Here is a 23,795-nt window from a genome sequence, read left to right as displayed (position 1 = left end):
GGAGGAGGAAGTAGGTGGGGGAGGAAGTAGGTGGAGTAGTTAGTAGGTGAAGTAGGAGAGGAAGTAGGTGGAGTAGCATTGCGCTTCCCCCACTGAAAACTGAACACTGAAAACTTCAAACTCCTCAAACCTTCACTTCCGGCGCCACGCCGTCCGGCGTGTCGTCGTGGTTGATGTCGTACCACTCCGGCTTGAACTCGATTTGCCGGCGTTCCTTGATGGCGATGTTCGTGGTGAGCGCGATGATCGCGTCCGCGATCGCCACTTCCGGTTTGCACTTCGGCTGCGGCGTGTTCGCGTAATCGTCCGCCTTGAAGTTGCGGATGCACCACGCCCAGTGCTCGATCTCTTCGGTGTAGCCCTTGCTCACGGGGCCATCGAGCGCCTTCTTGGCGACGGCCGCTTCCGGCGGGGCGCTGCTCGTAGTGTTCAAGAGCGGCCCGGCCTTGTCGTCTTTCTTCACCTCGAGATTCGTGACCGCGTTCGCGGCCTGGAGCAACATCACTTCCTGCTCGTTTTCGAGGATCAACGTGCCGGTTTCGCCCATCACCACTTCGCCGTAACCGCCGTAGCCGTTGCCGTTGATCGACGAGTAAGTGACCGCGATCCGCTTCTCGTTCATTTCCGTCCCCGGCGAAGGATCATAGTCTGCCGCCGGGTACTCGTAGGTGCAGTAAACGTGATCTTCGCAATCGCGGTTGCGCCCATAAAGATGGCGTCCGCCGACAGCGGAGACCACGAGCGGGCGGATCTTTTGCGAATGACCTTCCTTGTCGAGCGGGTGGCTCGCCGAGATGAAGATGCCCGACGCGTCGAGCTGGTGGCTGCCCAGCTCGGCCATCAGACCGCCACCGGTTCGATCCCAAAGCCGCCAGCGGAACAGTTCTTCCTCGGGGGACTGGCAGAAGGGAGAGCCGCCGTTGCTCTTGTCGAGATAGCCGTAATCCTTGGCCTTTACGGCCAGATCCTTTTCGATGAGCAGCCATTGCTTGCTGCTGGCGTCGAGCTTTTTACGCACGTCTTCGACGCGCTTGACGAGCTTGGCGATTTCCTTGTCGCTTCCCTTGGCTTTGAAGAGCGCCTCTTCCGCCTCGGCCAACTTGCTGACAAACTCCAGCCGCTCTTCATGAATCTTCGCCGGCAATGGCGGAGACCAGGTGTCCTTCTGGCGATGCCATTGCGCGCGAATGTGATGCACCTTGCCGATCAGGCCGGCGCGGATCGTGGAGACGGCGTTGTCGTACAACACGCTGTAGTGCCGTTGATGGCCGGTCGCCAGGAGCTTCTTTTCCTGATGCGCGACGCGTCCCATGCTCTTGCACTTGCCGACGCTGTGACCCATCAGTTTTTCGGTCAGCACATGCTTGCCGGCCTTCATCGCCTTGATGGCGGCCTCGTGATGCAAGTGCAGCGGCAGCGCGATCACCACCCCTTCGACCGCCGGGTCGTTGAGCAGTTCCTCGTAGTTGCCTTCGTACCTGGTCACGTGCTTGTGAGCTTCGTCTTCCGTCTTCCAGTCGTACTTCGTCATCAGCCCCGTGCGAATCTTTTGAATCGCCGGGCTCGATTGATCGCCGTGGAACGCGCGGTGAATGTTGAACGGGCGGATATCGGCGATTGCCACCACCTGCACGTAGGCCGGATTGATCGCGCCGATCAGCACGTTCCCTTCGTCACCCGTGCCGATGATGCCGATGCGGACCGGGTTATCGACCGACGTGCCGTACCCGAAGTAGTACGAGCCGAGCCCGACGCCCGAGATGGCGCCAGCGGCCAGACTGCCGCCGATAAATTCACGTCGCGTGAGCGGGCTGCCAAGCGCGGCGTAGAAATTATCCTTGCCGATCGCCTTTTCTTCCGGTGTGAGAGGATTGAGGCTCATGCTTCTTCCTTCCGCCCGAACAAGGGCCGAGTAATCAGATGATGAATGAAAAAGTCGAGCCCGCCCCAACGTCCCGTGGGCAGGAACGCCAGCGCGAACAGGGCCATCATTTCGACGACTTCTTTATTGACGATCCACTGCGCCCCCGCCGAGGGATGCGCCGGCGGATACAGGTTGGCGAGCGGCGGCTGCGCGAGAATGAGCGACAACATGAAGAGTGCGCCGCCAAAACTCGCGAACCGCGTGAACAGTCCGATGATCAAGCAAACGCCAATTGCCAGATTGCTGTAGAGCACCAGCTTGTCGGCTTTTTCAAGATCGCTCGGCGGCTCTTTGTAGGGCGGATGGGACAACATGTGCGTGCCCTGAATCTCGTTCAGGGACGCCAACAGTTCGTTTGCTCTGTCGTCGACCCAAGCGGTCCATGGTTTGACCGTGGTTTGCAGTTCCTGCTGCTTGTCCCAGACCCATTTCTGGGCGAAAGGCGTCTCCTGAAAATCCTTCGAGTGCCGGCGTTCGGTGTTCTGCTTCAAGTCCTGGAAGTACTTGTCGATTTCCAACTTGTTGGAATCCAAGTAGTCCTTCACGTCCGCCGTGGCCGATGCGATAAGTTGATTCGCCTCGGCCATCTGCTTTTCGTTGAAGCCGTACTGATTTTTGACGCCGTCGAGCATTCGCTCGAAGCGCAGCTTCGTCGCGTCAACGCTGAGCCGCTCGCGGCCGTCGTAGTCGGGGATCAGTTCGTGAAACTTTTCCGCGAACGGTCCCTTCGCCTGGGATAGATATCCCCGCGACGAGAAGTCGGCGTCGCGATACTTCTCCATGCCTTGCGTAACGAAGTGCCAGCCGACGGAGATGCGCAACAGCACGAGCGCGATCACGCCCAGCAGGCCGATCCGAAAACCGGACATACGAACATCATTGTCGCTCAGAGGAACCTCCCCCCAGGAGGGATCAGATGGCCGGTAGCGGCCCCGCGGAGTTCGATCGAACGCTGATTTCGCCCGCGACAGGTGTGCCAGAATCGCGAACCAAACCAACTGACATGCGACCCAGGATTATAAACGCCGGCAAGCCTCTTTGCCACTCCCGGGCGCGCCGTAAACGTGCCAATCCATCAGTCTGTGGGAGGCGTCTCCGACGCCGATGGAGACGACGGTGCTAAGGTCTGCGGTGAGTCTGCCAACCAAGGTGTACGACATCGGCGTCGGAGACGCCTCCCACAGACTGGCATCGCGCCGCTTGACCGTTTGCTAGGATAAAGGTGGATCCAGCCGCCGTGTGAGTCGCCTGTATGACCCCAGATTCCGTTGCAACCCCCGCCAGCGTGGCGGTCCTCGTCAGCGGCGGGCTGGACAGCGCCATCCTCACGGGGCGGCTGTTGCAGACGGAAGCCTCGGTGCAGCCAATTTACATCAGCACCGCCCTGGCCTGGGAAGCGGCGGAACTGTTCTATCTGCGGCGGTTTTTGGAAGCGATCCAGTCCCCCGGACTACGGCAACTCAAGGTCTTGCAGCAGCCCACGGCGGATTTATATGAGGGGCATTGGAGCGTCACCGGTGCGGACGTGCCGGACGCCAGCACGCCGGACGAGGCGGTCTATCTGCCGGGTCGCAATCCGCTGCTACTGGTGAAAGCCGCGATCTGGTGCCGGCTGCACGAGATCGCAAAACTGGCGCTCGCGCCCCTCGGCTCGAATCCCTTCCCGGACGCGACGCCGGAGTTCTTCGATGGTTTCGGCCGCCTGATGAGCCAGGCCACCGGCGGGCCGATTGAAATCCTGCGTCCCTTTGCTGGGCTGCACAAGCGCGAAGTGATGGAGCTAGGGAAAGACTTGCCGCTGGAGCGAACATTTTCGTGCATTCACCCCGTCGGCATGGATCACTGTGGGACGTGCAACAAATGCGCGGAGCGCCGGGGGGCGTTCGCCGCGGCGGGCCTTCCGGACCCGACTCGCTATGCATCTGACCTGAATGCAGATGAGCAACCAATTGCTGACAAAAATCACTAGCCCGACGCGCAAGCGAGGGGGAGTAATCGCTGTGCGATGTTCGACGACTACTCCCCCTCGCTTGCGCGTCGGGCTAGTGTAAAAGATCCTTGATGCGTTCTGAATAAAAGCTCGATTCCCTTATCTCCAATCAACTGGTTCCATCATGTTCCGCGTGACGCGCGAAATTGATTTCTGCTACGGCCATCGCTTGCTCAACTACGACGGCAAGTGCAAGCATCTGCACGGTCACAACGGGCTGGCGATCATTACGATCGAGGCCGAGAAGCTGGACGAGCGCGGGATGGTGCTCGATTTCACCGACATCAAGCAAGTGGTGAGTCGCTGGATCGACGAAAACCTGGATCACCGCATGATCCTGCAGCGCGACGACCCCATCGTGACGGTGCTGCAGGCGCAAGGCGAGCCGCTGTACTTAATGGACTCCAACCCCACGGCGGAGAACATCGCCAAGCTGATTTTCGACATCACCAGCCAGGCCGGATTCCCAATCATCGAATCTAAGCTGTGGGAGACGCCGCATTGCTATGCGACGTATTCCAGGTAGGGGAGAGCGAGTTTGAAGTTTTCAGTGTTCAGTTTTCAGCGGGGAATACAAAGAACTACTCCACTTACTTCCTCCCCCCTCACTTCACAAACCGATACTTTCCGCCCGAAGTGCGTGCCAGGATCTTCATCTGGTTCTCGCCAGCCTGGCTTGCGAACGCGATCGCGTGGATGGGGATTTGTCGCGGATTCAGTTTTGACTTTTTGTTTTTCTCGCGCACGGCGGAGATGATATTCGGCTCGAACTCTCCGTCGGAGAGAAAGTAAATGGCATCCGGCTCCAGGGAAATCGCGTATTCCAATGCCGGCCAGGGATACGTGCCGCCAAACGGCTCAGCGCGTTCCAGCCAAGTGCGCAAGCGGGCGAATTCCTTCGGCACGGCGGGCACCGGATCGTCGGCGTCCATCGGGATTGCGCCGTCGCTATAGAGAATGACGTAGAACCGCTGCTCCGCCGAGAGCCGTTCGATAGAATAGATCAACTCCTCGCGGGCGCGGCGGAAGCGATCCTCGTTATTCATGCTGTCGGAGCAGTCGAGCACATAAACGAAAGACGTACCCTGGCCGCCAAGGCCGAAGAAGTCCGCGCCGAGGCCTGCGCCTGACAGGCCTTTGCCTTCGCCGCCGGTCCCGGCGCCCATGCCGGACAGACCACTGGAATGCGGGGCGATTTCCAACTCAACGCTTGGCCCGTTGACGTTGGCGGCCGCGAAAGCGTCGGTGTCGAAGAGCGTTTCTGGCCCGACGCCGGTTGCCGCCCCTGCGGCGCTGGAAGCCACGCTCACCGTGGACAATTCCGCGCTGGTCAGTGAATCGGCCGCTCCGATCATCTCTGTGAGCAGGGCGACGCCGGAGCTCTTCTCCTGGACGGCGACCGTGAGTAACCCCAAGGCAATGAGCGCCATGAGGTGGCAAACTATCGAAATCAGCGCCGAATGCCAAGTCGAGGCGCGGCTTCGCCAGTGATCGTCGCTCGATTCCGCGACGACATGCGTTTGCGTCACGATGGCGACCTCCCCCGAATGGACCGTGTGGCGGAGGCGGGGGCCGCTGTTCCGGGCACCTCCCGCCGACATCGATCATATCCGTCGCGTGCGCCGTCCGTCAAATTTCGAGGCCAGGCAATTCCGCCACGGCGATAAAATCGACCGTGGTGGCGAGCGATTCGCCGAGAAGGGCTCCAACGCGTTGTCCGTGTTAACCCCGACCCACCGGCGGCACGTCCCCTTCGGCAGCCCGAATCACATCCATGATTTCCTCGGATGTAGCGGCCGCCCGAAGCCGGTCGCGGACGTCAGTCTGGTGGACCAGTGTGGCGATGCGTCCCAAGAGATATACGTGCAGTTCTGGCTGAGCTGCGGGGGAGGCCAGCAAGAACACCAATCGCACCGGCTCGGCCGCTTCCGCCCCGAAGACGATGCCCGTCCGTGAACGTCCGAAGGCCACGAACGGCCGTTTCAACTCCGGGCAGGACGCATGTGGGATCGCTACGCCAAACCCGATGTGCGTGGCGAGTTGCCGCTCACGGGCGATGGCCAGTTCCGCCAAGTGCGCCGCCGCGGGGCAGGCGTCGGCCGGAATCGAGGCCGCCAACTCAGTGATGGCTTCCTCAGCGGTGGTTGCCATCAAGTCGGACACGATGACGCCGGCGTTGATAAGTTCACTGAGGGTCAAGGTAACATCGCGCGGGTATTCATCCTCCATCCGCCCGACGACTTGTTCGAGGATATTCTCCGCCGTGACGAGTCCGAGCGGCGCGCCTTTTTCCTCGACGACGCAGAGCGTAGCGCCTTCTTGTTGCATGAATTGCAATGCAGTTTCGATGGTGTCGTCGGGCCGCACCGCGTGCAGCCGGCGCTGGAGCCGCAGCCAGTTGGACGAGTCCGACGTCTCCGCGATCAGATCCTTGGCCAACAGATAGCCCACGGGCCGCCCGGTGCTGGAATCCACGACGGGCCAGCGCGAGTAACGCTTTTCGGTGACCTTGCGACGGACCTCTTCCAAGCTTTCGCGATCAGTCAGGCGACTGACCCGCGTCCAGGGGACCATGATGCTGCGAATCGGGCGCGTGTTGAGATGGGCGACGTTTTCCAGGATCAATCTCAGTCGCACATCGCGCAATGAGCGGTCGACGACTTCGCGGCTGGCGCCGGTGTTAGCAAGCACAAGTCGCGCGAGCGCCACGGCCGCTTCGCCTTCCTCGAACACGGCCGCAGTCGCGCCGGCGTGTTCCAGGTCGTTGCGCTCGCGCAGATAGTGCGCGCGCACCAGAATGCGCAAATCGGAGTTGAGCGTCCGCGCCGCGGCAACTACCGCAGTCCGCACACGGCTTTGCGGCAACGTCACCACGAGATGCGAGGCGTGTGCCGCGCCGGCCTGCGTCAAAATCGACGTGCTCGCCGCATCGCCGTAGATCGCGCGTTGTCCGGAGCGATTCAATTCCGTGACAGTGTCGACGTTCATCTCAATGACGACGGTCTCCAAACCTGCCTCACGCAGGAGCCGATCGACGGTGCGCCCCACGGGCCCGTAACCCACGACGATGGCCAGTCGCTCCGCAGTGGACGGACTCAACACCTGCGCTCCGGCGGCCAGGCTGGCTTCCCGCGCTTTTCGCTCCGCCTTGGCGTTGAGCAATTTCCACAGCCAGGGAATCGTTCGCAAACGCTGTTCGATGCGCGGCAACGCGCGGAACAGAATAGGGTTCAGCGAGATCGAAAGAATCGCCGTGGCGATCAGCACGTTCTGGCCGGCGTCCGGCATCAGACCGTGATGCCGGGCAAGTTCCGAGAGGACGAACGAGAATTCGCCGATCTGCGCCAGGCCGATCGCCACGGTGAGCGCCGTGCGCGCCGAACTGCCGAGCGCCGCCACGATCACCAGCGCCGTGAGCGGCTTCGCCACGAGCACGATCGCCAGGCCGGCCAGGACCATCAGCGGTTCTTGCCACAGAAAAATCGGATTGAAAATCATCCCAACGGAAACGAAGAACAACACCGCAAAGGTATCGCGCATCGGCAGGGCGTCGGCCGCGGCCTGATGACTGACCGGCGACTGCGCCACGACCATCCCGGCGAGGAACGCGCCCAGGGCCATTGATGCGCCGAAGAAGTAGTACGACGCGGCGGCGACCGCGATCGAAAAGACCAACACTGTGAGCGTGAACAACTCGCGCGAACGCAACCGCGCTACGCGCAGCAACACCCAGGGAATGACCTGCGCCCCCGCCACCAACACGATGCCCGTCAAGGTGGCGAGTTTTAGTAAGGCCATGCCCAGGGATAGCCAAACGTTGGCTTCCACCTTGGCGCCCCCTTCGCCAGTGCCGAGCACCGGAATCAGCACCAGCACGATGACCGTGAAGATGTCTTCCACCAGCAGCCAGCCGACGGCCACGTGTCCCGCGGGCGAATTGAGCGCGTCAGCGTCCATCAGCACGCGCATGAGTACGACAGTGCTGGCCACGGCCATCGCCATGCCGATCACTAGACCGGAAGTGACGGGGAATCCGAACGCGGCAAAGATCATGCCTCCCAGGATCGTCGCGACCAGACTCTGCCCCACCGCGCCGGGAATCGCCACGCCTTTCACGGCGAGCAATTCCTTCAAACTGAAGTGCAGCCCGACGTCGAACATCAACAGGATCACACCGACTTCGGCCAACTGCTGTGCGAGCTTGAGGTCGCCGGCGAATCCCGGCGTGTGAGGACCCACAAGCGTGCCGGCGACGAGGTAACCGACAATCGGCGACAGTCCAACGCGCTGCGCCAGCAGCCCCAGTAGCCAGGCGGCGGTAAAAGCAGTGGCGATCGTGGTAATCAGCGGAAGCTCATGCATGACCCGATAATACCGGGCATGTTTCGTGGCGCACACCGCTGAAATTGGCGCGTGTGGAGGCTCGCAAAATGGTTGCGTGGTTCGCGCAGTTCCGGTAAGTTCTCTCTTGCAGGGGCTAACTGCGCTACAGTTCCGCGCTCTGATTCTGGAGCTTAGCCATGCTGCGTATTGTTTTGAGTTGTGTGCTGGTCTGCGCGCTTTTACGCGTCGCTGTCGCCGCCAAGCCAACCTTTACGCCACTCCCCGACTTCACGCCAACGGACGTCTCCGCCGACGGCACTGTCGTCGTGGGGTACGGCTACGAAGACGTTGAATACCATGCCTTGCGCTGGACGAAGCAGTCTGGAATCGTTCCGATCGCGCCGCTGGGAGGGGCGTCCGACACACGACCCAGCGCCACCTCGGCTGACGGGACAGTAGTAGTCGGCGGCTCGGCAGACCTCGATTTCGATCATTTTCGCTGGACGGCAACAGGTGGCTCCCAACCCGATCCACCCAGATACGAAATCTACGACATCTCCGACGATGGAAACATCATCCTCGGCAACTTTAGCAACATTCAGCCGTTCCTCTGGAGCGAGAGTGAATCGTACCGTTGGCTCCGGCCGCTGGAGGTGTACGAGCCGTACATTACCGCGCTGGCCATGACTGGCGACGCGACTACTATTGTGGGCCACGTCATCACCGGCCCGTCGTCACGTGACTTTGAGCCGATGCGTTGGACCGAGGCGGATGGTTTCCAGACGCTGGGACTTCCTGCCGGCGAGACAGCCGGATACAGCGCAGTCGACGTGACTGACGACGGTGAAACACTGCTGGTGCAAAAAAGTACGCGTTCTGTATTCAAGACGTTTCTTTGGAGTGCCATCACAGGTTACCGCGAACTCGAGCCCGGAATGAATTTGGCTCCAACGTCGATGTCCGACGACGGTTCGCGCGTGTTTGGATCCTCAGCGGAGATAGGCACATTCATCTGGGATGAATTTCACGGAGCGCGCCCGTTGCAAGAATTGCTTGTTGAGAAATACGGGCTGGGGGATGCACTACAAGGATGGAGTCTGTGGCCACCGCGTGAAGTATCCAGGGATGGACGAACGTTCGCCGGCCGGGGATTCAACGCCGAAGGGGATCAATCCAGTTGGGTCGTTACTGTCCCGGAACCTTCCGGAATCGTTCTCGCTGCCACGACGTCCCTTTCGCTGCTCACTATCGCCTCCAGGCGAAGGCGACGGACGGGACGAAACAATCGACCTGTCGATCGCGATTGACGTGGCACAGCTTCGCCGCTAACGTCTCTCCACTATCGTCGGGGTCATTCTCGTCGTCGGAGGCGATATGCGGCGTTTCATCGTGTTGTTGGCGCTGATTCCCTGGCTGGCTGGCTGCGTCACGGTCAATCGCTATTCGCTGTTCGACACCGCTGACGGCGGCTTTGCCGTCGGAGACGCGGATGTCACGGGCGCCGTGCTGCTGATCGCCGCCGTATCGGGTGCGATTGGCGGCGTCGTGGTCTGGCTTGGCAGCCGATACTGGCGCCGTTCCGCCTCATCCGGGCGCGTCTAACTAGGCGCGCATCGCGGCATTACAATCGGCCGCATGAATCCGCCTTCCCACGCCAGCGCACCGTTCGACGATCGACCCTGGTACGTCCGGGCGGCGATTCCTCGCGATCCGGTGCAACGCCTGTTGTTCGCGTTGTTTCTCGTCTGCTTCTGCGTGAGTTGCATCAACCCGCCGTATTTGCAGTTCATGTTGATGCAGCATGCGCCCACCCTGCCGGCCGCGTTCTTGCTTTGTTTTCTGGCGAATCGTTTCGAAATCAGTCGCCTAAGCTTCGGGTCGATCCTGCTATTTCTCGCCTTGCACACGTTGGGGGCGCGATATCTCTATTCCTATACGCCGTACGACGATTGGGCGCGAGCGCTCATGGGCCGCTCGATCAGCGAGTTGTTCGGGTTCGAGCGCAATCACTTCGACCGAATGGTGCATTTCTCATATGGCCTGCTGCTGGCGATTCCGATCCAGGAATTCGAAAGGCGGCATCTGGGTTTATCGCTGGCGCTCTCGTCAGTGCTGGCCGTGGAATGCATTCTGGCGACGAGCGCGTTGTATGAAATCATCGAATGGCTCGTGGCCGTCGTGTTCACGCCGGAATGGGCCGATCACTTCCTCGGCATGCAGGGCGATGTTTTCGATGGGCAGAAAGACATGGCGCTCGCCACGGCCGGGGCGATGATTTCAATCGGCGTGATGGCGGCGATGCACGTCAGCCGCACTTGGGGCCGGAAGTGATTGCGGATGGAATCAAGCCACCGCGTAGCGCAACGGCGGGTTGTCCTCGCGCTCCACTTCATCCAAGTTCGTGACTTCCAGCCGGCCGTGCTGGTAGAGGTACTCCACATGCGCGCCGGCTTCTTCGAGCGCCAGCAGCACGTCGAAGCCTTGCACTTTGGGATACATCGTGTGCGTGATTTCCTGCACGGTCGGCGGCGCGGGGGCGTCGCGGATGATGTTCGAGACGCGTTCCAGTTTGCGCTCGTGCCCGGCGCGGATTGCTTCGATCCGGCGGTAGACGTCCCGCGTCGGACCCTCGTGGCCGCCCAGGGCGAGATCGAACCCGCCGATGCGCGCGACCTTGTCGAGCGATTCCAGGTAATGCGCCAGCCCCGTGAAAGCGGTGATGCTTTCCGGCGATTGGTGCGGGCTGATGCCGGGCAGGATGTGATCGGTGCTGAGCAGGATATCGCCCACGCCGATGCACAGTTGCCCGGAGCAATGGCCGGGCGTGTGAATGTAGCGGAGTCCGTCCAATTCGTCGCCGTCGCGAAGTTCTCGTTCGACGGACACGCTACGCACATGTTTCTTCGAGAACTGATACGTCCCAATCAGCACTTCCTGCATCTCGGCCGAAACGCCCGCCTGTTGCAGATAGAACCGCACATTCTTCGTTGCGACGATCAGCCGCTCCTCGTAATGTGTCAACACGCGGCGATCGAGCGGGTGGACGGCGACCTCGGCCTGCACGTGCTCCAAGAGGTGGGACAGCCCGCCGAAGTGATCGATGTGGCCGTGGCTGATCACGATCCGCGCCAGGTCCGCCACGCGAAAGGCCTCGTTGAACTGGGTATGGACAGCCTCCAGGCCGGCGAGTAGTTGTTTGTTCGAGGCCCCATAGCCGCTGCCAGTGTCGATGAGCGTGGGCGGCAAATCCCCCAGCAATAGGTGGCAATACACAATGAAGTTGGGGAACGCCTCGCAAGGAATCCGGTAGATGCGCACCCCGGTGCTGGAAACGAACATCTCGACGGGGGGCAGTTCGGCCATGCGGATAGTGGGGGAGTTTGAAGTTTTCAGTGTTCAGTTTACAGCGGGGGACGGAGGCCCCTCCGAAATGGCTTCTTGACGCTTCGCCGAATTCTACACGCCTTCCCCAGGGGTGGCAGGCGCTATAATCACTCCGGGCGTTAAAAACGCGCACGTGACGCGTATGCAGGACCTTCCCACGGCGTTGCCGGTTGAGGAAGTCGGGCAAATTGGTGGGAATTTCCGGCCGCGCGCGTTAGTCTGGAACTTTGACGACGTCCCCGCGGTCCAACTGCCGGGCGCGCCGGACGTCGCACGGTCGAGGCAGTTCTATTCGCAGCAGAAACGGTCACACGCATGTCTTGGCGGAAGTCGCGGAATCGAATGGGGAACGCCTGGCGACCCCGGGTCGAGGCGGCGCTGCACAGCGGTGCTGGCGTCGAGCGGCTGGAAGCCCGCGTAGTGCTCGCCACGATCGGCGTGCAGATGCCGGACTTTCAATTGGTCGACCAGAATCTGAACTCCGACCAGTTCGGCGATACGATCTCGCCGCGCGAGTACCTCCAGCAGGTTTCCGGCTGGTATTTCATCCACACGACGTGAAGCTACTGCCGAAGCCAGTTTGGCTTCCTGGAGCAAATGCAATCGGAACTGCGCGCGATGTTCCCGTTGCAGCAGGTCAATATCCTGGGCGTGAACGAAGAGGGGCAGGAAGCCGATTTCGATCTGATCGACGAAGACTTACCGATTGTCCAGGACGTCGACGCGAACTCTGACCTTAACTCGGATGTTTGGACGAGTTGGGAGATCGAATGGCGCGACGTGGTGATCCTGAATGCCGCCAATGTCGTCACCGACGTCTATAACCTGACGAATAACTCGCTGGCGAACGTCGCGAACTATGCCACGCTGAAACAGATGTTCGTCGACGCGCTGACGGACAATGCACGGCCAAGTCCGCCGACGTCGATCGACCTGCTGCCCGAGGCCGATTCCGGCGGTTCGAGCACGGACAACCTGACCAATTTCAATAACACCGACGCTGCGCATGCCCTGCGCTTGCGCGTGGGCGGTGTGATTGATAGCGCCACGGTGAACGTATTCGCTGGTGCGACGCTGATCGGAACCGGAACTGCCAGCGGCGGCACGGTCGACATCATCACCAACGGCACTGTCCCCTTGGCCGACGGCGCCATCAGCCTGACGGCCACGCAGCAAATTGGCAGCAGCGTCAGCGACGCCTCACCGGCCCAATCGATCACGATCGACGCGACGACGCCGGTGATTTCGTCCGCCGCGGTGACGGCGGCCTCGGTGGGCGTCGCCTACAGCTACGACGTGCAATCGGCGGACGAAAGCGTCCTAGGGCTGACCTACCTGCTAGCCACGCCCCCGGCCGGCATGACGATCAACCAGGACACCGGCGTCATCAGTTGGACGCCGAGCGCTGCACAACTCGGCAACGCGAGCGTCACGGTGCAAGCGGTCGACGCCGCGGGGAACACCGGGACGCAATCGTTCACCGTGGCCGTCACGACGACCAACGACCCGCCCGGGGCGACGGACGACACCGGCGCTACGGACGAAGATACGGCATTGAGCATCGCGGCGCCCGGGGTCCTGACGAACGACACCGATCCGGACGCGTCCGACACGTTGACCGTCACGGCCTTCGACGCCGTGAGTGCGCAAGGCGCCACGGTGGTCGTCAATGCAAACGGTAGTTATGCATATGATCCCCGCGCGTCGGCGATCCTCGGCGCGTTGAACGAAGGCCAGACGCTCGAAGATGCGTTCACCTACACGGTAAGCGATGGCCAAGGCGGGCAAGACATCGCGACGGTCCGCATCACGGTCACCGGCAAGGCCGACGCGCCGCCGCCAACGGCAAGCGTGTCGGACGTCTCGATCGCCGAAGGGAATAGCGGTCAATCGAACCTGGTGTTTACGGTCACGCTCTCGGCCGCGGCGACCAACGTGGTGACCGTGAACTACGCCACAGATAACGTCACCGCGACAGCCGGAACCGACTACACGTTGACTTCCGGCACGCTGACGTTCGCCATCGGCGAGACGTCCAAGACCATCAGCGTGCCGATCGTCGGCGACACCACCGACGAGCCCAACGAGACCTTCGAGCTGGACCTGTCCGCGCCAGTGAATGCCACGCTCGCTGACGCCCAGGCGACCGGCACGATTACCGACGACGATCCATTGCCAACCGTGTCGATCGCCGGCACGACGGTCACCGAAGGGGACTCCGGTACGGTCAACGCGACGTTGACGGTGACGCTCTCGAACCCGAGCAGCCAGGCGGTTACGGTTGCGTACCAGTCGCAGAACGGCACGGCCACAGCGCCGGGGGACTACACCACCACTTCCGGCACACTGACGTTCGCCGCGGGGGAAACCTCGAAGACCATCAGCGTGCCGATCGCGGTCGACGCCGCGACGGAATCGAGCGAGGCGTTTACCGTCGTGCTTTCCGCGCCGACGAATTCCACGCTCGGCACGGCCACCGGAACGGTCACCATCACCGACGACGACGGACCCGGGGCGCTGCAGTTCAGCGCAACGAGCTATACCGTCGACGAAGCGGCTGGCACGGTGACGATTACAGTCACCCGGACAGGCGGCGACGCGGCGGGCGTGACGGTTCAATACGCCACGAGCAACGGCGCAGCCACGGCCGGCAGCGATTACACGACTGCCAGCGCCACGCTGACATTCGCCGCCGGCGAGACGCAGAAGACCCTCACCGTGCCGATCCTGGTCGACGCGGTGTTGGAGCAAGAAGAGACGTTCACGCTCACGCTCAGCGCCCCGGGCGGCGGCGGCACGCTGGGAACGCCGTCCACTGCGACGGTCCGGATCACAGAGATCCAGGAAACGCCGACCGAATCGCTGGTCACGCAAGCCTACGAGGATCTGCTCGGGCGCGAGCCGGAAGACGCTGGATTGCAGTTCTACGCCGATCAACTCGAAGACGGCCGGATGAACGAATTCCAGATGGCTACGGCGATGCAAAATAGCATCGAGTACCGCACGCGGCAGATTCAGGCCATGTACCAGAAGTACCTAGGCCGCGGCAGCGACACGGCCGGCCTGAGCGCCCACCTCACATATCTTGCCGCTGGCGGCACGTGGGACGGTCTGCGCACGACGTTCCTGGGATCGAACGAGTATTATCGCCGCGCCGGCGGTTCGGCGAACGCATTCTTGGCGGCCCTCTACCGCGACGTCATGGGTCGCGCCATCGACCCCGTTGGCCAAAGCGAGTTCGGGCGATTGCTGCGCAACGAAGATCGCGACACCGTCGCCAAACGGCTGCTGGCAACCGACGAGGCGCAGAACAAGAAAGTCACCGACATCTACGACGCCCTGCTGGATCGCTCGGCCAGCGCCGGCGAGGTTGATTTCTACGCCGACCTGCTCTCGCGCGGAATGCGCGAGGAGCAAGTCGTATCGGCCTTTGTGGCTTCGCCGGAATATGACGCTTAGTATGCCTGCCGTCCGTCCGCAGGGTGAGTGCTTGGCTGACGGCTGATTCGCCTGAGATGCGGCGCGGTCAGGCATCAGCGTTAAAAGCACCGGCCATGGCCGTTAGAAACAAGGTTCCCGTGCAGTCAATGTGCGCGGCGCCCTGCTAGAGCGCTCGATTTCGCGGGCAGGGTTAGTCGGCAAAGCCTTCGCTGTCAGGTTCCGCGAATGGCGTCGACGGCGCGTTCGTACCATAGCGCGTCCGTTCGATCGCGTTCTGCAGGTGGTGTTCTGCATTGACATAAGTGCCGCCGGCCCAAGTCTCGAACGATTCGAACGTTGGCACCAAGTGTTGGGCATACGACGAGTCACCAATCAATTGGCGCAAGGCTTGATTCGGACGACTGCTGAGCGGTTCTCGTCGCAGCCAGGCCCAGGGAGTGTTGATATTGAGATTTGCGGTTGACCCTTGCGGGAAATGCATCGCCCAATACGTGGCGAGCCGCAGCAAGCGAAGTTGTCGTGCTCGCTCCCAGGGAAAACGACTGGCCCCGGCCGAGGCAATCCGGACTGCGTCGACTCTCGGCGAAATCGACGCAGGCATGTCGAAACTGCCCGATTCGATCGCTCGCCGCGTCATCAGGTACTCTGTCTTAGGCGCGTCGGCCAACAAATCAACCATTCGTTTTGAACGCACCGCCTCCAATGCGCGTTCCAATAACTCATTTGACTGACCTGGGCGGTCCGCCCAAGTGACAATGGCGTTCGTCGCCAGGTTGTCGACTAACGCTGCTTGGAGACATTGGGAGTGGTTACCGAACCGCGCGATGTGCTGTGCGAAACGGCGCGCGCGCAAATAGTAGTCCAGCGCCTCGTCGAGCTTGCCGTCGTGCTCCGCCAGTTGGCCAGCGACGATCAACAAACCAGCCAGCTTATTGGCCTCCTTGGCCACTCCGGGCATGTCAATGAGACTTGCCGAACTCGGCCGCCGCAACACGCAATCTGCGCGCTGCGTCGCGCTCAGCATCCATTGGAGCGGCTCCGCGTTTAGTTCGAGTATTCCGCGGCGCTCCGCGGCCAATACCCTTGCATTGGGTGCGTAAGCGGCCGTTGGAATGACAACTGCCGGAGGTGCATCCAGCGCGTAATCGTGATAGCTGTTCCACGCCTCGACATAAAGCAACGCCGTCTTGTTCTCCTCCTCGGTCGCCATCCGGTCGTAGTCGGCGAGGTCAAACGGATCGCCCGTCAAGGCGACGCCATTGACCACCGCGGGAATCTCATGCACGCGAAACCAGATCACGCCTGCTGCGACGAGTGCGATCGGCACGAGCACGGTTCCGGCGATGCGCAGCCATTTTCGCCAGCCGTCTCGATAGGTCAGCCAGTCGCTCAGACGCATCCGTGTGGCAATCAGCAGCGCCACGGCGAGCGGGAGGACCGTCCACCACCACGCGATCGATAGCTGCGCCATGAGCATCGCCCAGGCCATCAGCGCGCCGGCGAGCGCGATTCCGGCAGTCGCCGGCAAGAGGGGACTTCGCAACAACAACGACGCGAACTGTCCGGCGATGAAGGGGAGCGCGAGGTAGCAAAACATTGCTTCCAACAAGCTATCTGGAATCGCGGACTCAAGAATCTGCGACCTGGCGTAAGAGTGCGTGCCTAAGGAGGTGTTCCACGCGAACACCGCCAGAATACATGCCAATCCACAAATCAGCGCCACCGTTCCCCAGAATAGCTCGCGCGCCCACCAGACGTCGCGCGGTGAAATCGCGTGTTCGGCCAAGAATCGATAGTGGCTGTCTTCGTGGTCGCCGCGAAACGTCGTGGCGCCCACCAACGTGCAAAGAAACGCGCTGAGCGACGCGGCGGCCAGCATCGCGGCGGACCCAACCGACAAGCCGAATATCAGAAATCGTCCGACTACGAAACCAGCGATCACCGCGACCACGCAATACCCTGCGACCGCGCGCCGCGACTGCCGCCAATCCTGCCAGCACAAACGTAGGATACGCCGCCAACGCGGTCCCAAACCCGTCGTAGAACTGCGCCGCACAACGTTCTGAATGGGTTGGGACCGAACGCGCGCTGGGCGCGGATTCGCCAACCACCCGCGCGCCAAGATCAGGTCGACGGCAAACACCACGGCCACGATGACCAATCGCGCCGGCAGCGCGGACGTGTAGGCCTCCAGCGTCCAGAACTTGTCGACGAAACTGGCAACGATCATGTGCGTCACGGTTGAACCGACGGCCGCAGCGATGACGGCCGAGAGCAACGGTCGGCGCGAGATGAGTGATATCAACGCCCCCCAGGCCAATGCCTCCAGCGCCGCGACGCCCCAGGCTCCGCACAACTGACGCGTGATCTCGTCGGGCGGCATGACGCCGCGTCCAAAGGAGCGCGTGATCAACACCACCGCCAAAAACAATAGCCCCGTACTCGGCACGGCAAACAGCAGCTTGCCGGCGAACACGCGCAGTCCGTCGATGGGCAGCACGCGGAGCCATTCATACGTTCCATCGTCTTTCTCGGCCGCAAACATCGTCGCGCCACAGCCTAGCGCATAGAACGCCGGCAGCCAAACCGTCAGCGCGAACAGGACCGTGACAAACTCTCGCGACGAAGCATATGACCGCGATACGGACATGAGCGCCGTGACCTGCAGCAGCATCGCCAGCGCGAAGAATGTCAACCACAGACTGCGCAGCAACCGGTACTCTTTCCAGGCGACATGCCAGATGGGCGTCATTGTTCACCTCCCTGCGAGGCGCCGCTAGAAGCCAGGTAGGCGACGAAGATTTCCTCTAGCGCCGGCGTGCGCACCTCGACCTGTCGCACCATCGGATTGCTGCGCAGCCGGTCGACCTGTCCGTTCACCGGTCCGCGAATTAATACCTGCCACTGGCGCAGTTTGCCGGCGCGCCGGAGAATCTCCCCGCCCACGTCCGGCGGCGCGCCGATTCCTTCCGCGAGCGTGATCGTCAGCTCCTGGACTTGTTTCTTCAACTCTTCCAGCCGTTCGAAGAGTACCAATCGGCCTTCATGAAGAATTGCCACGACGTCGGCGACGCGTTCCACTTCGCTAATCTGATGGCTCGACAGCAGCACGGTTCGCCCGTCGGCGGCCAGGTCGACCATGCTCTCCAGGAATTCGCGCCGCACCAAGGTATCGAGCCCCGACGTCGGTTCGTCGAGAATCAACAACCGCGGTTCATGCGCCATCGCCAGCGACAGCGCGACTTTGGCACGAGTTCCCTTCGACAGCGTCTTGATCTTGCGATCGGCGGGCAAACCGAATTGGGCGATCAGTCCCTGGTACCGCGCTAAGTAGCCGGGCGGATAGAAGCCAGCGGCGAACCAACCGATTTCGCCGACCGTCATCCACTCGTACAGCGTCGGCCGCTCCGACACGTAGCCGACCGATCGGCGAATCTCCTCGCCGTGTTCCTTGCTATACATCCCCAGCACGTGACACGAACCGGCGTCCGGCTCGGTGAGCCCGAGCATGATGCGAATGGCGGTTGTCTTGCCAGCGCCGTTTTCTCCCAGCAGCGCGCACACCACGCCCGGCGGCACTTCCAGCGACACCTGATGGAGCGCCGTCTGCGATCCGAAACTCTTGGTGACATGGTCGAGTCTGATCACCGCGTCCATTTCACACCGCCTCTCGTTTGAGTTCGCGTTCCAGGGTTTGCAGTTCTTTTTCCACGAGCTTGCGGACCTCGTCCGCTTCCAGCCCACTGGTCATCGCCTCGTGCAGCACGTTCCGCAGGCGCACTCGAACCAGATCGCGCCGATCGTTTCGGCATTGCGAACGCGCGTTGACCGCCACTTCCAGCCCGGTTCCGCGGACTGCCTGCAGCACCGCCTCGTCCTGCAACTGCCGGTAAGCCCGGGCGACGGTGTTGGGATTGATGGCCAACTCACGGGCCAACTCGCGCACGCTGGGAACCAGTTCGCCGGGCCGCAGCGCTTCGCTCGCCACGGCGAATTTCACTTGCCGGACGATCTGCTCATAGATCGCCAGGCCGTTGTGAGGATCGATCGAAAGAAACATCGCAGGGCCTCATGTGTACTATTGTACTAGTACAGTATTGCGGTCGCGTCGCGATGTCAAGAGCTCGCGATTGCAGAAAAACAGGCTGAGTCGCCATTGATGGTCGAGGCCTCAATGTTCTACACGCCTTCTTCCAGGCATTAGGAAGCAACCACGAAAGTCACGAAAGGCACGAACGCCTTGTTGTGCCAGGGATTGCGGCGTGAATGCCACAGGCAAATTGGTGCGAACGCTGGCTATGGATTGGCCACCTTGGATGTACCAAGGCCTCCTAATGTTGGTGCTTTTCGTGCTTTTCGTGGTTCCTGCTGAGTCGTGTATTCCACCGAGGGCCGATGCGCTGGAGGTTGGTCGCGGATTAGAAAGTAGCGGCCGCGGGAGGCCGTTTTCCGACGGCGGCGTCCCCGTCCGCCCCCTCAGTAGGGCTAATTTCGCGGGAGAATGAAGATTTCCCCCTTTTTTCTTCGGCCGGGGCGAACCTTTTTTTCCGAATGGTACTCTCAGCAGGGGTACCATCGTATTTTCCGTCCGGAGGGCGGAGCGTATGATGGTAGGCTTGCGGTGCTGAGCGGACTTTTTGGCGGCGGGCTACATCAGCCGGCCGCTGACGTCCCGGAGCACGGAGCGAACTGAACGGCGTCCGATGGTCGGACGCCGGGTGCGGCCCACCAACGGGCCACGGTCCTCGGGTTTATCTTTTTACCCTCGGATTCTCTATTTCGGGCGCGGATGCGCAAAGGAGCGACCCATGCGTTGCAACACAAACATTACCGTCAACACGATCAATGTCATTGGCAATTGCCAGGACTTCGTCGTCGTCGTTACGGGTGATGTTGTGCGCATGATCGCAGGCGCGCGCCATCTCGCAACGAGGCACGCCACGGCGTTGCCGGCACGACTGTGGAAACCGCTGAAAGAGCGTTCCAAGTCGTGGCTCTCGGAATCCTATGCGGGGCTCATGTCGAGCTCGTCGTTCGTGGGATTCCAGAGTCAACCGGTGTGTGGCGTGCCCTGTTCGTCGTGCGGAACTGCGTGAAGGGTCGGTAGTCGACCCCACTCAATCCGCTCCTAACGACGAACGGCGGCACGACGACCGCGGCCGGTAGCGATGGTACGTACCCATCGCTTACCAAGCCGGCTCCCGCGGTCTCTTCCTGCGTGCTTTGAAACCTCGTTCGTGCAAGGAGAGACTCCAATGACCGCTTCAACTGCCCCCGAGGCAGAGGAATACTCACAGCTCGCGCTCGACGTGCGCGCGGCGCAAAATGGCGACCGCGCGGCGTTCGGAGCGTTGATTCAGCGTTACGAAACGACCGTCTACAGCATCGCGTTGCGGCGCTTGCGGAATCATGCCGAGGCCCAGGAGTTGACCCAAGAGGTCTTCGTCCAGGTCTTGCGCAAGATCGGCCAGCTCCGTGAGCCGGATGCATTCCCGGGCTGGTTGCGTTCGATCACCCAGCGGATGGCAATCAATCGGGCCGTGCGCGGCGGCGGCGCCGTGCCGACCGATCCGTCTTCGCTCGAAGCAACTTGTGCCGAGCCGGAAACCCCGCTCGGCCGGGCGCTCGCGAGCGAGCGGGCGGAACAGGTCCGCGACGGTTTGCGCCGGTTGGGCCAGATGGACCGGGAGACGTTGGTGGCGTTCTACGTCGAAGGCCAGTCGTTGGCCGAGATGAGCAACGCTTTCGAGTCTCCGGTGGGCACCATCAAGCGCCGGTTGCACGTGGCGCGGAAGCGCCTCGCGCGGGAGTTGGAAACGATGGCGGTGTAATGGCCGAGACCCCGAATTCCGGGCAGGAAGTCACTGGGTGGACTTCCGTGGGGTCGAGGCCATTCGCCGCCGGTCGTTTCCGCTTTTTCACATTTCACATTTCACATTTCTCACCGCGGAGACGCGGAGATACCAAGACAATACCATGAACGACGAACCGAAACTGCGATACGATCTTTGGCACCTGTTGGGACTGATAGCGCGGCGCAAGGAGGCCGGCGCGGCGGAGCCTGAGACTTGGAATCCGGACCGAGAACTGGTCGCCGGCAAGCGGCCAGGGACCGAGCTGGCGGACCGAATCTTAAACGGGCGGACCTTATCGCGGCGCTATCAAGAGGCGATGGAGCTGCATACCGTGGCCCATTAGCCACGCGATGTTGATGAACTGATCCGGTCAACCTCGACAAACTGTGGGAGGCGTCTCCGACGCCGATGGAATGGTCGCGGCGACCGCGCAAACTGAGCGGGCCACATCGATCGCTCCATCGGCGTCGGAGACGCCTCCCACAGGTCATTTCCGGGAATGCGCTCTAAGGGTTTCGGGGCTTCACTGAGGCGGTTACAATCCCTGGCGGCGTGCGTGTTCTAACGCGCGCTCCCGCCTCGGACTTGTCACTCGCGCCCCGGAAGGTCTCCCGCATGAGCACCGCCCCTCGCCGCTGGTATCACGAACTGAACCGGTATCACTGGTTCGTGCTGATCGTGGCGGCGCTGGGCTGGTTATTCGACACGATGGACCAGCAGTTGTTCAACCTGGCGCGCCAGCCGGCCATGGTGGAATTGCTGGCGCCGTCGCCCGGGCAACGGCCTGACGACGCGGTCGTGCGCGAAGGCATCACGCAAGTCACTTCGATCTTCATGATCGGCTGGGCGACCGGCGGCATTTTTTTTGGCGTGCTGGGGGACCGCTTCGGCCGCGCCAAAACGATGATGCTGACAATTCTGCTGTACTCATTCTGCACCGGATTGAGCGCATTCTCAAAGGGCTTCTGGGACTTCGCGCTGTACCGCTTTCTGACCGGCCTCGGCGTAGGAGGGGAGTTCGCTGTCGGCGTGGCGCTCGTCGCGGAAGTGATGCCCGATCGCGCGCGGCCGCATGCGCTAGGGCTCTTGCAGGCCCTATCCGCGGTAGGCAACATCACCGCGGCGCTGGTGGGCTTAAGCCTAGGTCAACTCGAGCAAACCGGAGTGATCGACAATTGGGACCTGTGGGGCATCAAGTTCACCCCCTGGCGGCTAATGTTCGTCATCGGCACATTGCCGGCGTTGTTGGCTATCGTCATTCGCAAGCGACTCAAAGAGCCGGAACAATGGAAGGCGCTCGTCGCCGCGCACAAGAACGACGGCGGCAAGCAGCTTGGTTCGTATTCTGAATTGCTCGGCAACCCCGAATTTCGCCGCCGGGCGCTCGTTGGGCTGGCGTTGGCCACGTCCGGCGTCGTGGGCGTCTGGGGGATCGGCTTTTTCAGTCCGGAATTGATCCGCTCCGTGTTTACGCGGCAATATCATGCCGAGGCGCGTGAACAAGGTGCTGCGGCGGAGGACCGCGCGTTTCTGAATCTGCTTGTGCAACAGCCAGCGACGCTCGATGCGATCGCCATCAAAGTCAACGCCGCGGACTTGATCAACCTGACGGCGGACGATCGGGACGCCTCGGCCATTTACACGGCCATTCTGGAACAGAAGAAGTCCGGCCAAGCGATCACCAAGGAGGCCGTGTTAGAGCAATCGGCCAAATTGCCGGCGGGCGACGCCGAAGCAGTGCGCACGCGCCGCGCCGCATATCTCAACGTTGAGACGACAGGCGCCGCGCCGACTCCGGAGGCGATGCAATCGCATGTTGATCGCATCGCCGGCCGTACGCAGGGGATCAAGGGGAGCCTGACTTCGCTTGCCGGGCTGACGCTGTTCGTGCAGAACATAGGCGCGTTCTTCGGGATCTACATGTTCACGACGCTGACGCACTACACCGGACGCCGGTTCGCGTTTGCCGTGTCTTTCATCTTGGCGATGCTGAGTACGATTCTCGTGTTCTCGTCGTTCAACGACGTCACCGATTTCTATTGGATGATCCCGCTGATGGGCTTCTGCCAGTTGTCGGTGTTTGGCGGGTATGCGATCTATTTCCCGGAGTTGTTTCCCACGCGACTGCGGAGCACAGGCACGTCGTTTTGCTACAACGTGGGACGCTACCTTTCCGCCAGCGGCCCCCTGTTCCTCGGGTATCTGAGCAACAACGTCTTCAGCGATTACGCCGAACCATTGCGACCGGCCGCGATCACGATGTGCTCGGTTTACCTGATCGGCCTGTTGGTGCTGCCGTTTGCACCGGAGACGAAAGATCGGCCGTTGCCGGAGTAAGAATCGCTTGATTGCGCCGCTTGCGCGCGATAAGCCCAGGGAAGGCCGTCGAGAATCTACTTGTAGTCGACGATTGTCGAGGGCCTTCCCTGGGCTTGAGAGGGACGGCGCTGTGCTACTGACTTACGGGCCTGTCAGCAGGCCGCCGTACCAGTGGTCGTGGTAGGCCGGTTTCGCTCTGCCTCCGCCGCCGCCGTACGTGGGCGACGCGGAGAAGTTCGGCGTGGGGCGGCGGGCGGCCTGTTGTTGATTCGCGCGGCGCTGGACTTCCGGCTGGACCAGGCTCTGATAGCGCGGGTTGTACGAACTGGTCGGCCGGACCAGGTTCAAGTACGGGCTGATGTTTTTGTTGTGGTAGTAGTACTTGTCGATCGTGTAATTCGCGGCCGATTTCGGCACGTTCCGCGTCGTCTGGTACTGGTCGCGATAGTAGTCCGAGTACGACCTGTTTTGCTGATACTGCGCGAAGGCAACATCGGCAGCGCCGAGCACAGCGGCCAGCACGGCGACGAGTCGACGAATGTTAAGCACGTTGAACATA

General features: G+C 61.6%; 20 protein-coding genes. 11 read left to right on the top strand and 9 right to left on the bottom strand.

Features of this window, described 5'->3' with window-relative positions:
• Positions 1–124: 124 nt before the first annotated feature.
• The gene (locus tag SGJ19_15940) at positions 125–1,882 is read right to left on the bottom strand and encodes a Gfo/Idh/MocA family oxidoreductase (GenBank protein ID MDZ4781744.1); all 1,758 of its coding nucleotides are present in this window, start codon (positions 1,880–1,882) and stop codon (positions 125–127) included.
• Positions 1,879–2,793 (bottom strand): DoxX family protein, encoded by a 915-nt coding sequence (locus tag SGJ19_15935; GenBank protein MDZ4781743.1) that lies wholly within the window; start codon positions 2,791–2,793, stop codon positions 1,879–1,881. Before SGJ19_15935 ends, SGJ19_15940 begins: the two co-directional genes overlap by 4 nt.
• Positions 2,794–3,176: 383 nt before the next feature.
• On the opposite strand from SGJ19_15935, the gene SGJ19_15930 reads away from it, so the two are divergent.
• Together SGJ19_15930 and SGJ19_15925 are read left to right on the top strand one after the other, a co-directional pair.
• Positions 3,177–3,893, top strand: a complete 717-nt coding sequence (locus SGJ19_15930; GenBank protein ID MDZ4781742.1) for a 7-cyano-7-deazaguanine synthase — start codon at positions 3,177–3,179, stop codon at positions 3,891–3,893.
• A 145-nt stretch (positions 3,894–4,038) separates the two neighbouring features.
• Positions 4,039–4,440, top strand: a complete 402-nt coding sequence (locus SGJ19_15925) for a 6-carboxytetrahydropterin synthase (GenBank protein ID MDZ4781741.1) — start codon at positions 4,039–4,041, stop codon at positions 4,438–4,440.
• Between the two features lie 79 nt (positions 4,441–4,519).
• Here the strand turns inward: SGJ19_15925 and SGJ19_15920 are convergent, their stop codons facing one another.
• Entirely contained in the window at positions 4,520–5,443 is a 924-nt protein-coding gene (locus SGJ19_15920; GenBank protein ID MDZ4781740.1) for a hypothetical protein, read from the bottom strand.
• Between the two features lie 193 nt (positions 5,444–5,636).
• Complete coding sequence (locus SGJ19_15915) at positions 5,637–8,276, bottom strand: cation:proton antiporter (GenBank protein ID MDZ4781739.1); 2,640 nt, start codon at positions 8,274–8,276, stop codon at positions 5,637–5,639.
• 158 nt (positions 8,277–8,434) lie between these two features.
• Here SGJ19_15915 and SGJ19_15910 point away from each other — a divergent pair, with 158 nt between their 5' ends.
• From SGJ19_15910 to SGJ19_15900, 3 genes are all read left to right on the top strand, one after another.
• A complete protein-coding gene (locus SGJ19_15910) occupies positions 8,435–9,544 on the top strand; it encodes a hypothetical protein (GenBank protein ID MDZ4781738.1) in 1,110 nt (369 codons plus the stop codon).
• 67 nt (positions 9,545–9,611) lie between these two features.
• On the top strand, positions 9,612–9,839 hold the full coding sequence (locus SGJ19_15905) for a hypothetical protein (protein ID MDZ4781737.1): 228 nt from the start codon (positions 9,612–9,614) through the stop codon (positions 9,837–9,839).
• Positions 9,840–9,872: 33 nt separating this feature from the next.
• Positions 9,873–10,568, top strand: a complete 696-nt coding sequence (locus SGJ19_15900) for a DUF2238 domain-containing protein (GenBank protein MDZ4781736.1) — start codon at positions 9,873–9,875, stop codon at positions 10,566–10,568.
• Between the two features lie 12 nt (positions 10,569–10,580).
• Here the strand turns inward: SGJ19_15900 and SGJ19_15895 are convergent, their stop codons facing one another.
• On the bottom strand, positions 10,581–11,600 hold the full coding sequence (locus tag SGJ19_15895) for an MBL fold metallo-hydrolase (GenBank protein ID MDZ4781735.1): 1,020 nt from the start codon (positions 11,598–11,600) through the stop codon (positions 10,581–10,583).
• Positions 11,601–11,936: 336 nt separating this feature from the next.
• On the opposite strand from SGJ19_15895, the gene SGJ19_15890 reads away from it, so the two are divergent.
• Complete coding sequence (locus SGJ19_15890) at positions 11,937–12,182, top strand: hypothetical protein (protein ID MDZ4781734.1); 246 nt, start codon at positions 11,937–11,939, stop codon at positions 12,180–12,182.
• Positions 12,183–12,218: 36 nt separating this feature from the next.
• Complete coding sequence (locus SGJ19_15885; GenBank protein MDZ4781733.1) at positions 12,219–15,080, top strand: Calx-beta domain-containing protein; 2,862 nt, start codon at positions 12,219–12,221, stop codon at positions 15,078–15,080.
• Positions 15,081–15,252: 172 nt separating this feature from the next.
• Here SGJ19_15885 and SGJ19_15880 read toward each other — a convergent pair whose 3' ends face one another.
• Genes SGJ19_15880 through SGJ19_15870 form a run of 3 tightly spaced genes read right to left on the bottom strand, consistent with a single transcriptional unit; the run spans position 15,253 to position 19,122 of the window.
• The gene (locus tag SGJ19_15880) at positions 15,253–17,814 is read right to left on the bottom strand and encodes an ABC transporter permease (GenBank protein ID MDZ4781732.1); all 2,562 of its coding nucleotides are present in this window, start codon (positions 17,812–17,814) and stop codon (positions 15,253–15,255) included.
• Positions 17,811–18,719 (bottom strand): ABC transporter ATP-binding protein, encoded by a 909-nt coding sequence (locus SGJ19_15875; protein ID MDZ4781731.1) that lies wholly within the window; start codon positions 18,717–18,719, stop codon positions 17,811–17,813. The genes SGJ19_15880 and SGJ19_15875 overlap by 4 nt, the downstream gene beginning before the upstream one ends.
• 1 nt (position 18,720) lies before the next feature.
• Entirely contained in the window at positions 18,721–19,122 is a 402-nt protein-coding gene (locus SGJ19_15870) for a GntR family transcriptional regulator (GenBank protein MDZ4781730.1), read from the bottom strand.
• 748 nt (positions 19,123–19,870) lie between these two features.
• On the opposite strand from SGJ19_15870, the gene SGJ19_15865 reads away from it, so the two are divergent.
• The 4 genes from SGJ19_15865 to SGJ19_15850 all read left to right on the top strand — a co-directional run bounded on the left by SGJ19_15865 (position 19,871) and on the right by SGJ19_15850 (position 23,254).
• On the top strand, positions 19,871–20,158 hold the full coding sequence (locus tag SGJ19_15865; GenBank protein MDZ4781729.1) for a hypothetical protein: 288 nt from the start codon (positions 19,871–19,873) through the stop codon (positions 20,156–20,158).
• Positions 20,159–20,317: 159 nt separating this feature from the next.
• Positions 20,318–20,893, top strand: a complete 576-nt coding sequence (locus SGJ19_15860) for a sigma-70 family RNA polymerase sigma factor (GenBank protein ID MDZ4781728.1) — start codon at positions 20,318–20,320, stop codon at positions 20,891–20,893.
• Between the two features lie 145 nt (positions 20,894–21,038).
• On the top strand, positions 21,039–21,260 hold the full coding sequence (locus tag SGJ19_15855; GenBank protein ID MDZ4781727.1) for a hypothetical protein: 222 nt from the start codon (positions 21,039–21,041) through the stop codon (positions 21,258–21,260).
• A gap of 272 nt (positions 21,261–21,532) precedes the next feature.
• The gene (locus SGJ19_15850) at positions 21,533–23,254 is read left to right on the top strand and encodes an MFS transporter (protein MDZ4781726.1); all 1,722 of its coding nucleotides are present in this window, start codon (positions 21,533–21,535) and stop codon (positions 23,252–23,254) included.
• A 123-nt stretch (positions 23,255–23,377) separates the two neighbouring features.
• Here the strand turns inward: SGJ19_15850 and SGJ19_15845 are convergent, their stop codons facing one another.
• Positions 23,378–23,794, bottom strand: a complete 417-nt coding sequence (locus tag SGJ19_15845) for a hypothetical protein (protein MDZ4781725.1) — start codon at positions 23,792–23,794, stop codon at positions 23,378–23,380.
• Position 23,795: the final 1 nt, after the last annotated feature.

It is taken from the genome of Planctomycetia bacterium (genome assembly GCA_034440135.1).
Taxonomy (GTDB): domain Bacteria; phylum Planctomycetota; class Planctomycetia; order Pirellulales; family JALHLM01; genus JALHLM01.
This window is presented reverse-complemented; position numbering and strand designations above follow the sequence as displayed.

Coding starts and splice junctions, on each gene's coding strand:
- SGJ19_15905 (MDZ4781737.1), top strand. CDS start 9,612: ATGCGGCGTTTCATCGTGTTGTTGGCGCTGATTCCCTGGCTGGCTGGC.
- SGJ19_15865 (MDZ4781729.1), top strand. CDS start 19,871: ATGCGTTGCAACACAAACATTACCGTCAACACGATCAATGTCATTGGC.
- SGJ19_15940 (MDZ4781744.1), bottom strand. CDS start 1,882: ATGAGCCTCAATCCTCTCACACCGGAAGAAAAGGCGATCGGCAAGGAT.
- SGJ19_15850 (MDZ4781726.1), top strand. CDS start 21,533: ATGAGCACCGCCCCTCGCCGCTGGTATCACGAACTGAACCGGTATCAC.
- SGJ19_15910 (MDZ4781738.1), top strand. CDS start 8,435: ATGCTGCGTATTGTTTTGAGTTGTGTGCTGGTCTGCGCGCTTTTACGC.
- SGJ19_15895 (MDZ4781735.1), bottom strand. CDS start 11,600: ATGGCCGAACTGCCCCCCGTCGAGATGTTCGTTTCCAGCACCGGGGTG.
- SGJ19_15930 (MDZ4781742.1), top strand. CDS start 3,177: ATGACCCCAGATTCCGTTGCAACCCCCGCCAGCGTGGCGGTCCTCGTC.
- SGJ19_15875 (MDZ4781731.1), bottom strand. CDS start 18,719: ATGGACGCGGTGATCAGACTCGACCATGTCACCAAGAGTTTCGGATCG.
- SGJ19_15855 (MDZ4781727.1), top strand. CDS start 21,039: ATGAACGACGAACCGAAACTGCGATACGATCTTTGGCACCTGTTGGGA.
- SGJ19_15900 (MDZ4781736.1), top strand. CDS start 9,873: ATGAATCCGCCTTCCCACGCCAGCGCACCGTTCGACGATCGACCCTGG.
- SGJ19_15890 (MDZ4781734.1), top strand. CDS start 11,937: ATGTCTTGGCGGAAGTCGCGGAATCGAATGGGGAACGCCTGGCGACCC.
- SGJ19_15880 (MDZ4781732.1), bottom strand. CDS start 17,814: ATGACGCCCATCTGGCATGTCGCCTGGAAAGAGTACCGGTTGCTGCGC.
- SGJ19_15885 (MDZ4781733.1), top strand. CDS start 12,219: ATGCAATCGGAACTGCGCGCGATGTTCCCGTTGCAGCAGGTCAATATC.
- SGJ19_15935 (MDZ4781743.1), bottom strand. CDS start 2,793: ATGTCCGGTTTTCGGATCGGCCTGCTGGGCGTGATCGCGCTCGTGCTG.
- SGJ19_15870 (MDZ4781730.1), bottom strand. CDS start 19,122: ATGTTTCTTTCGATCGATCCTCACAACGGCCTGGCGATCTATGAGCAG.
- SGJ19_15915 (MDZ4781739.1), bottom strand. CDS start 8,276: ATGCATGAGCTTCCGCTGATTACCACGATCGCCACTGCTTTTACCGCC.
- SGJ19_15925 (MDZ4781741.1), top strand. CDS start 4,039: ATGTTCCGCGTGACGCGCGAAATTGATTTCTGCTACGGCCATCGCTTG.
- SGJ19_15860 (MDZ4781728.1), top strand. CDS start 20,318: ATGACCGCTTCAACTGCCCCCGAGGCAGAGGAATACTCACAGCTCGCG.
- SGJ19_15845 (MDZ4781725.1), bottom strand. CDS start 23,794: ATGTTCAACGTGCTTAACATTCGTCGACTCGTCGCCGTGCTGGCCGCT.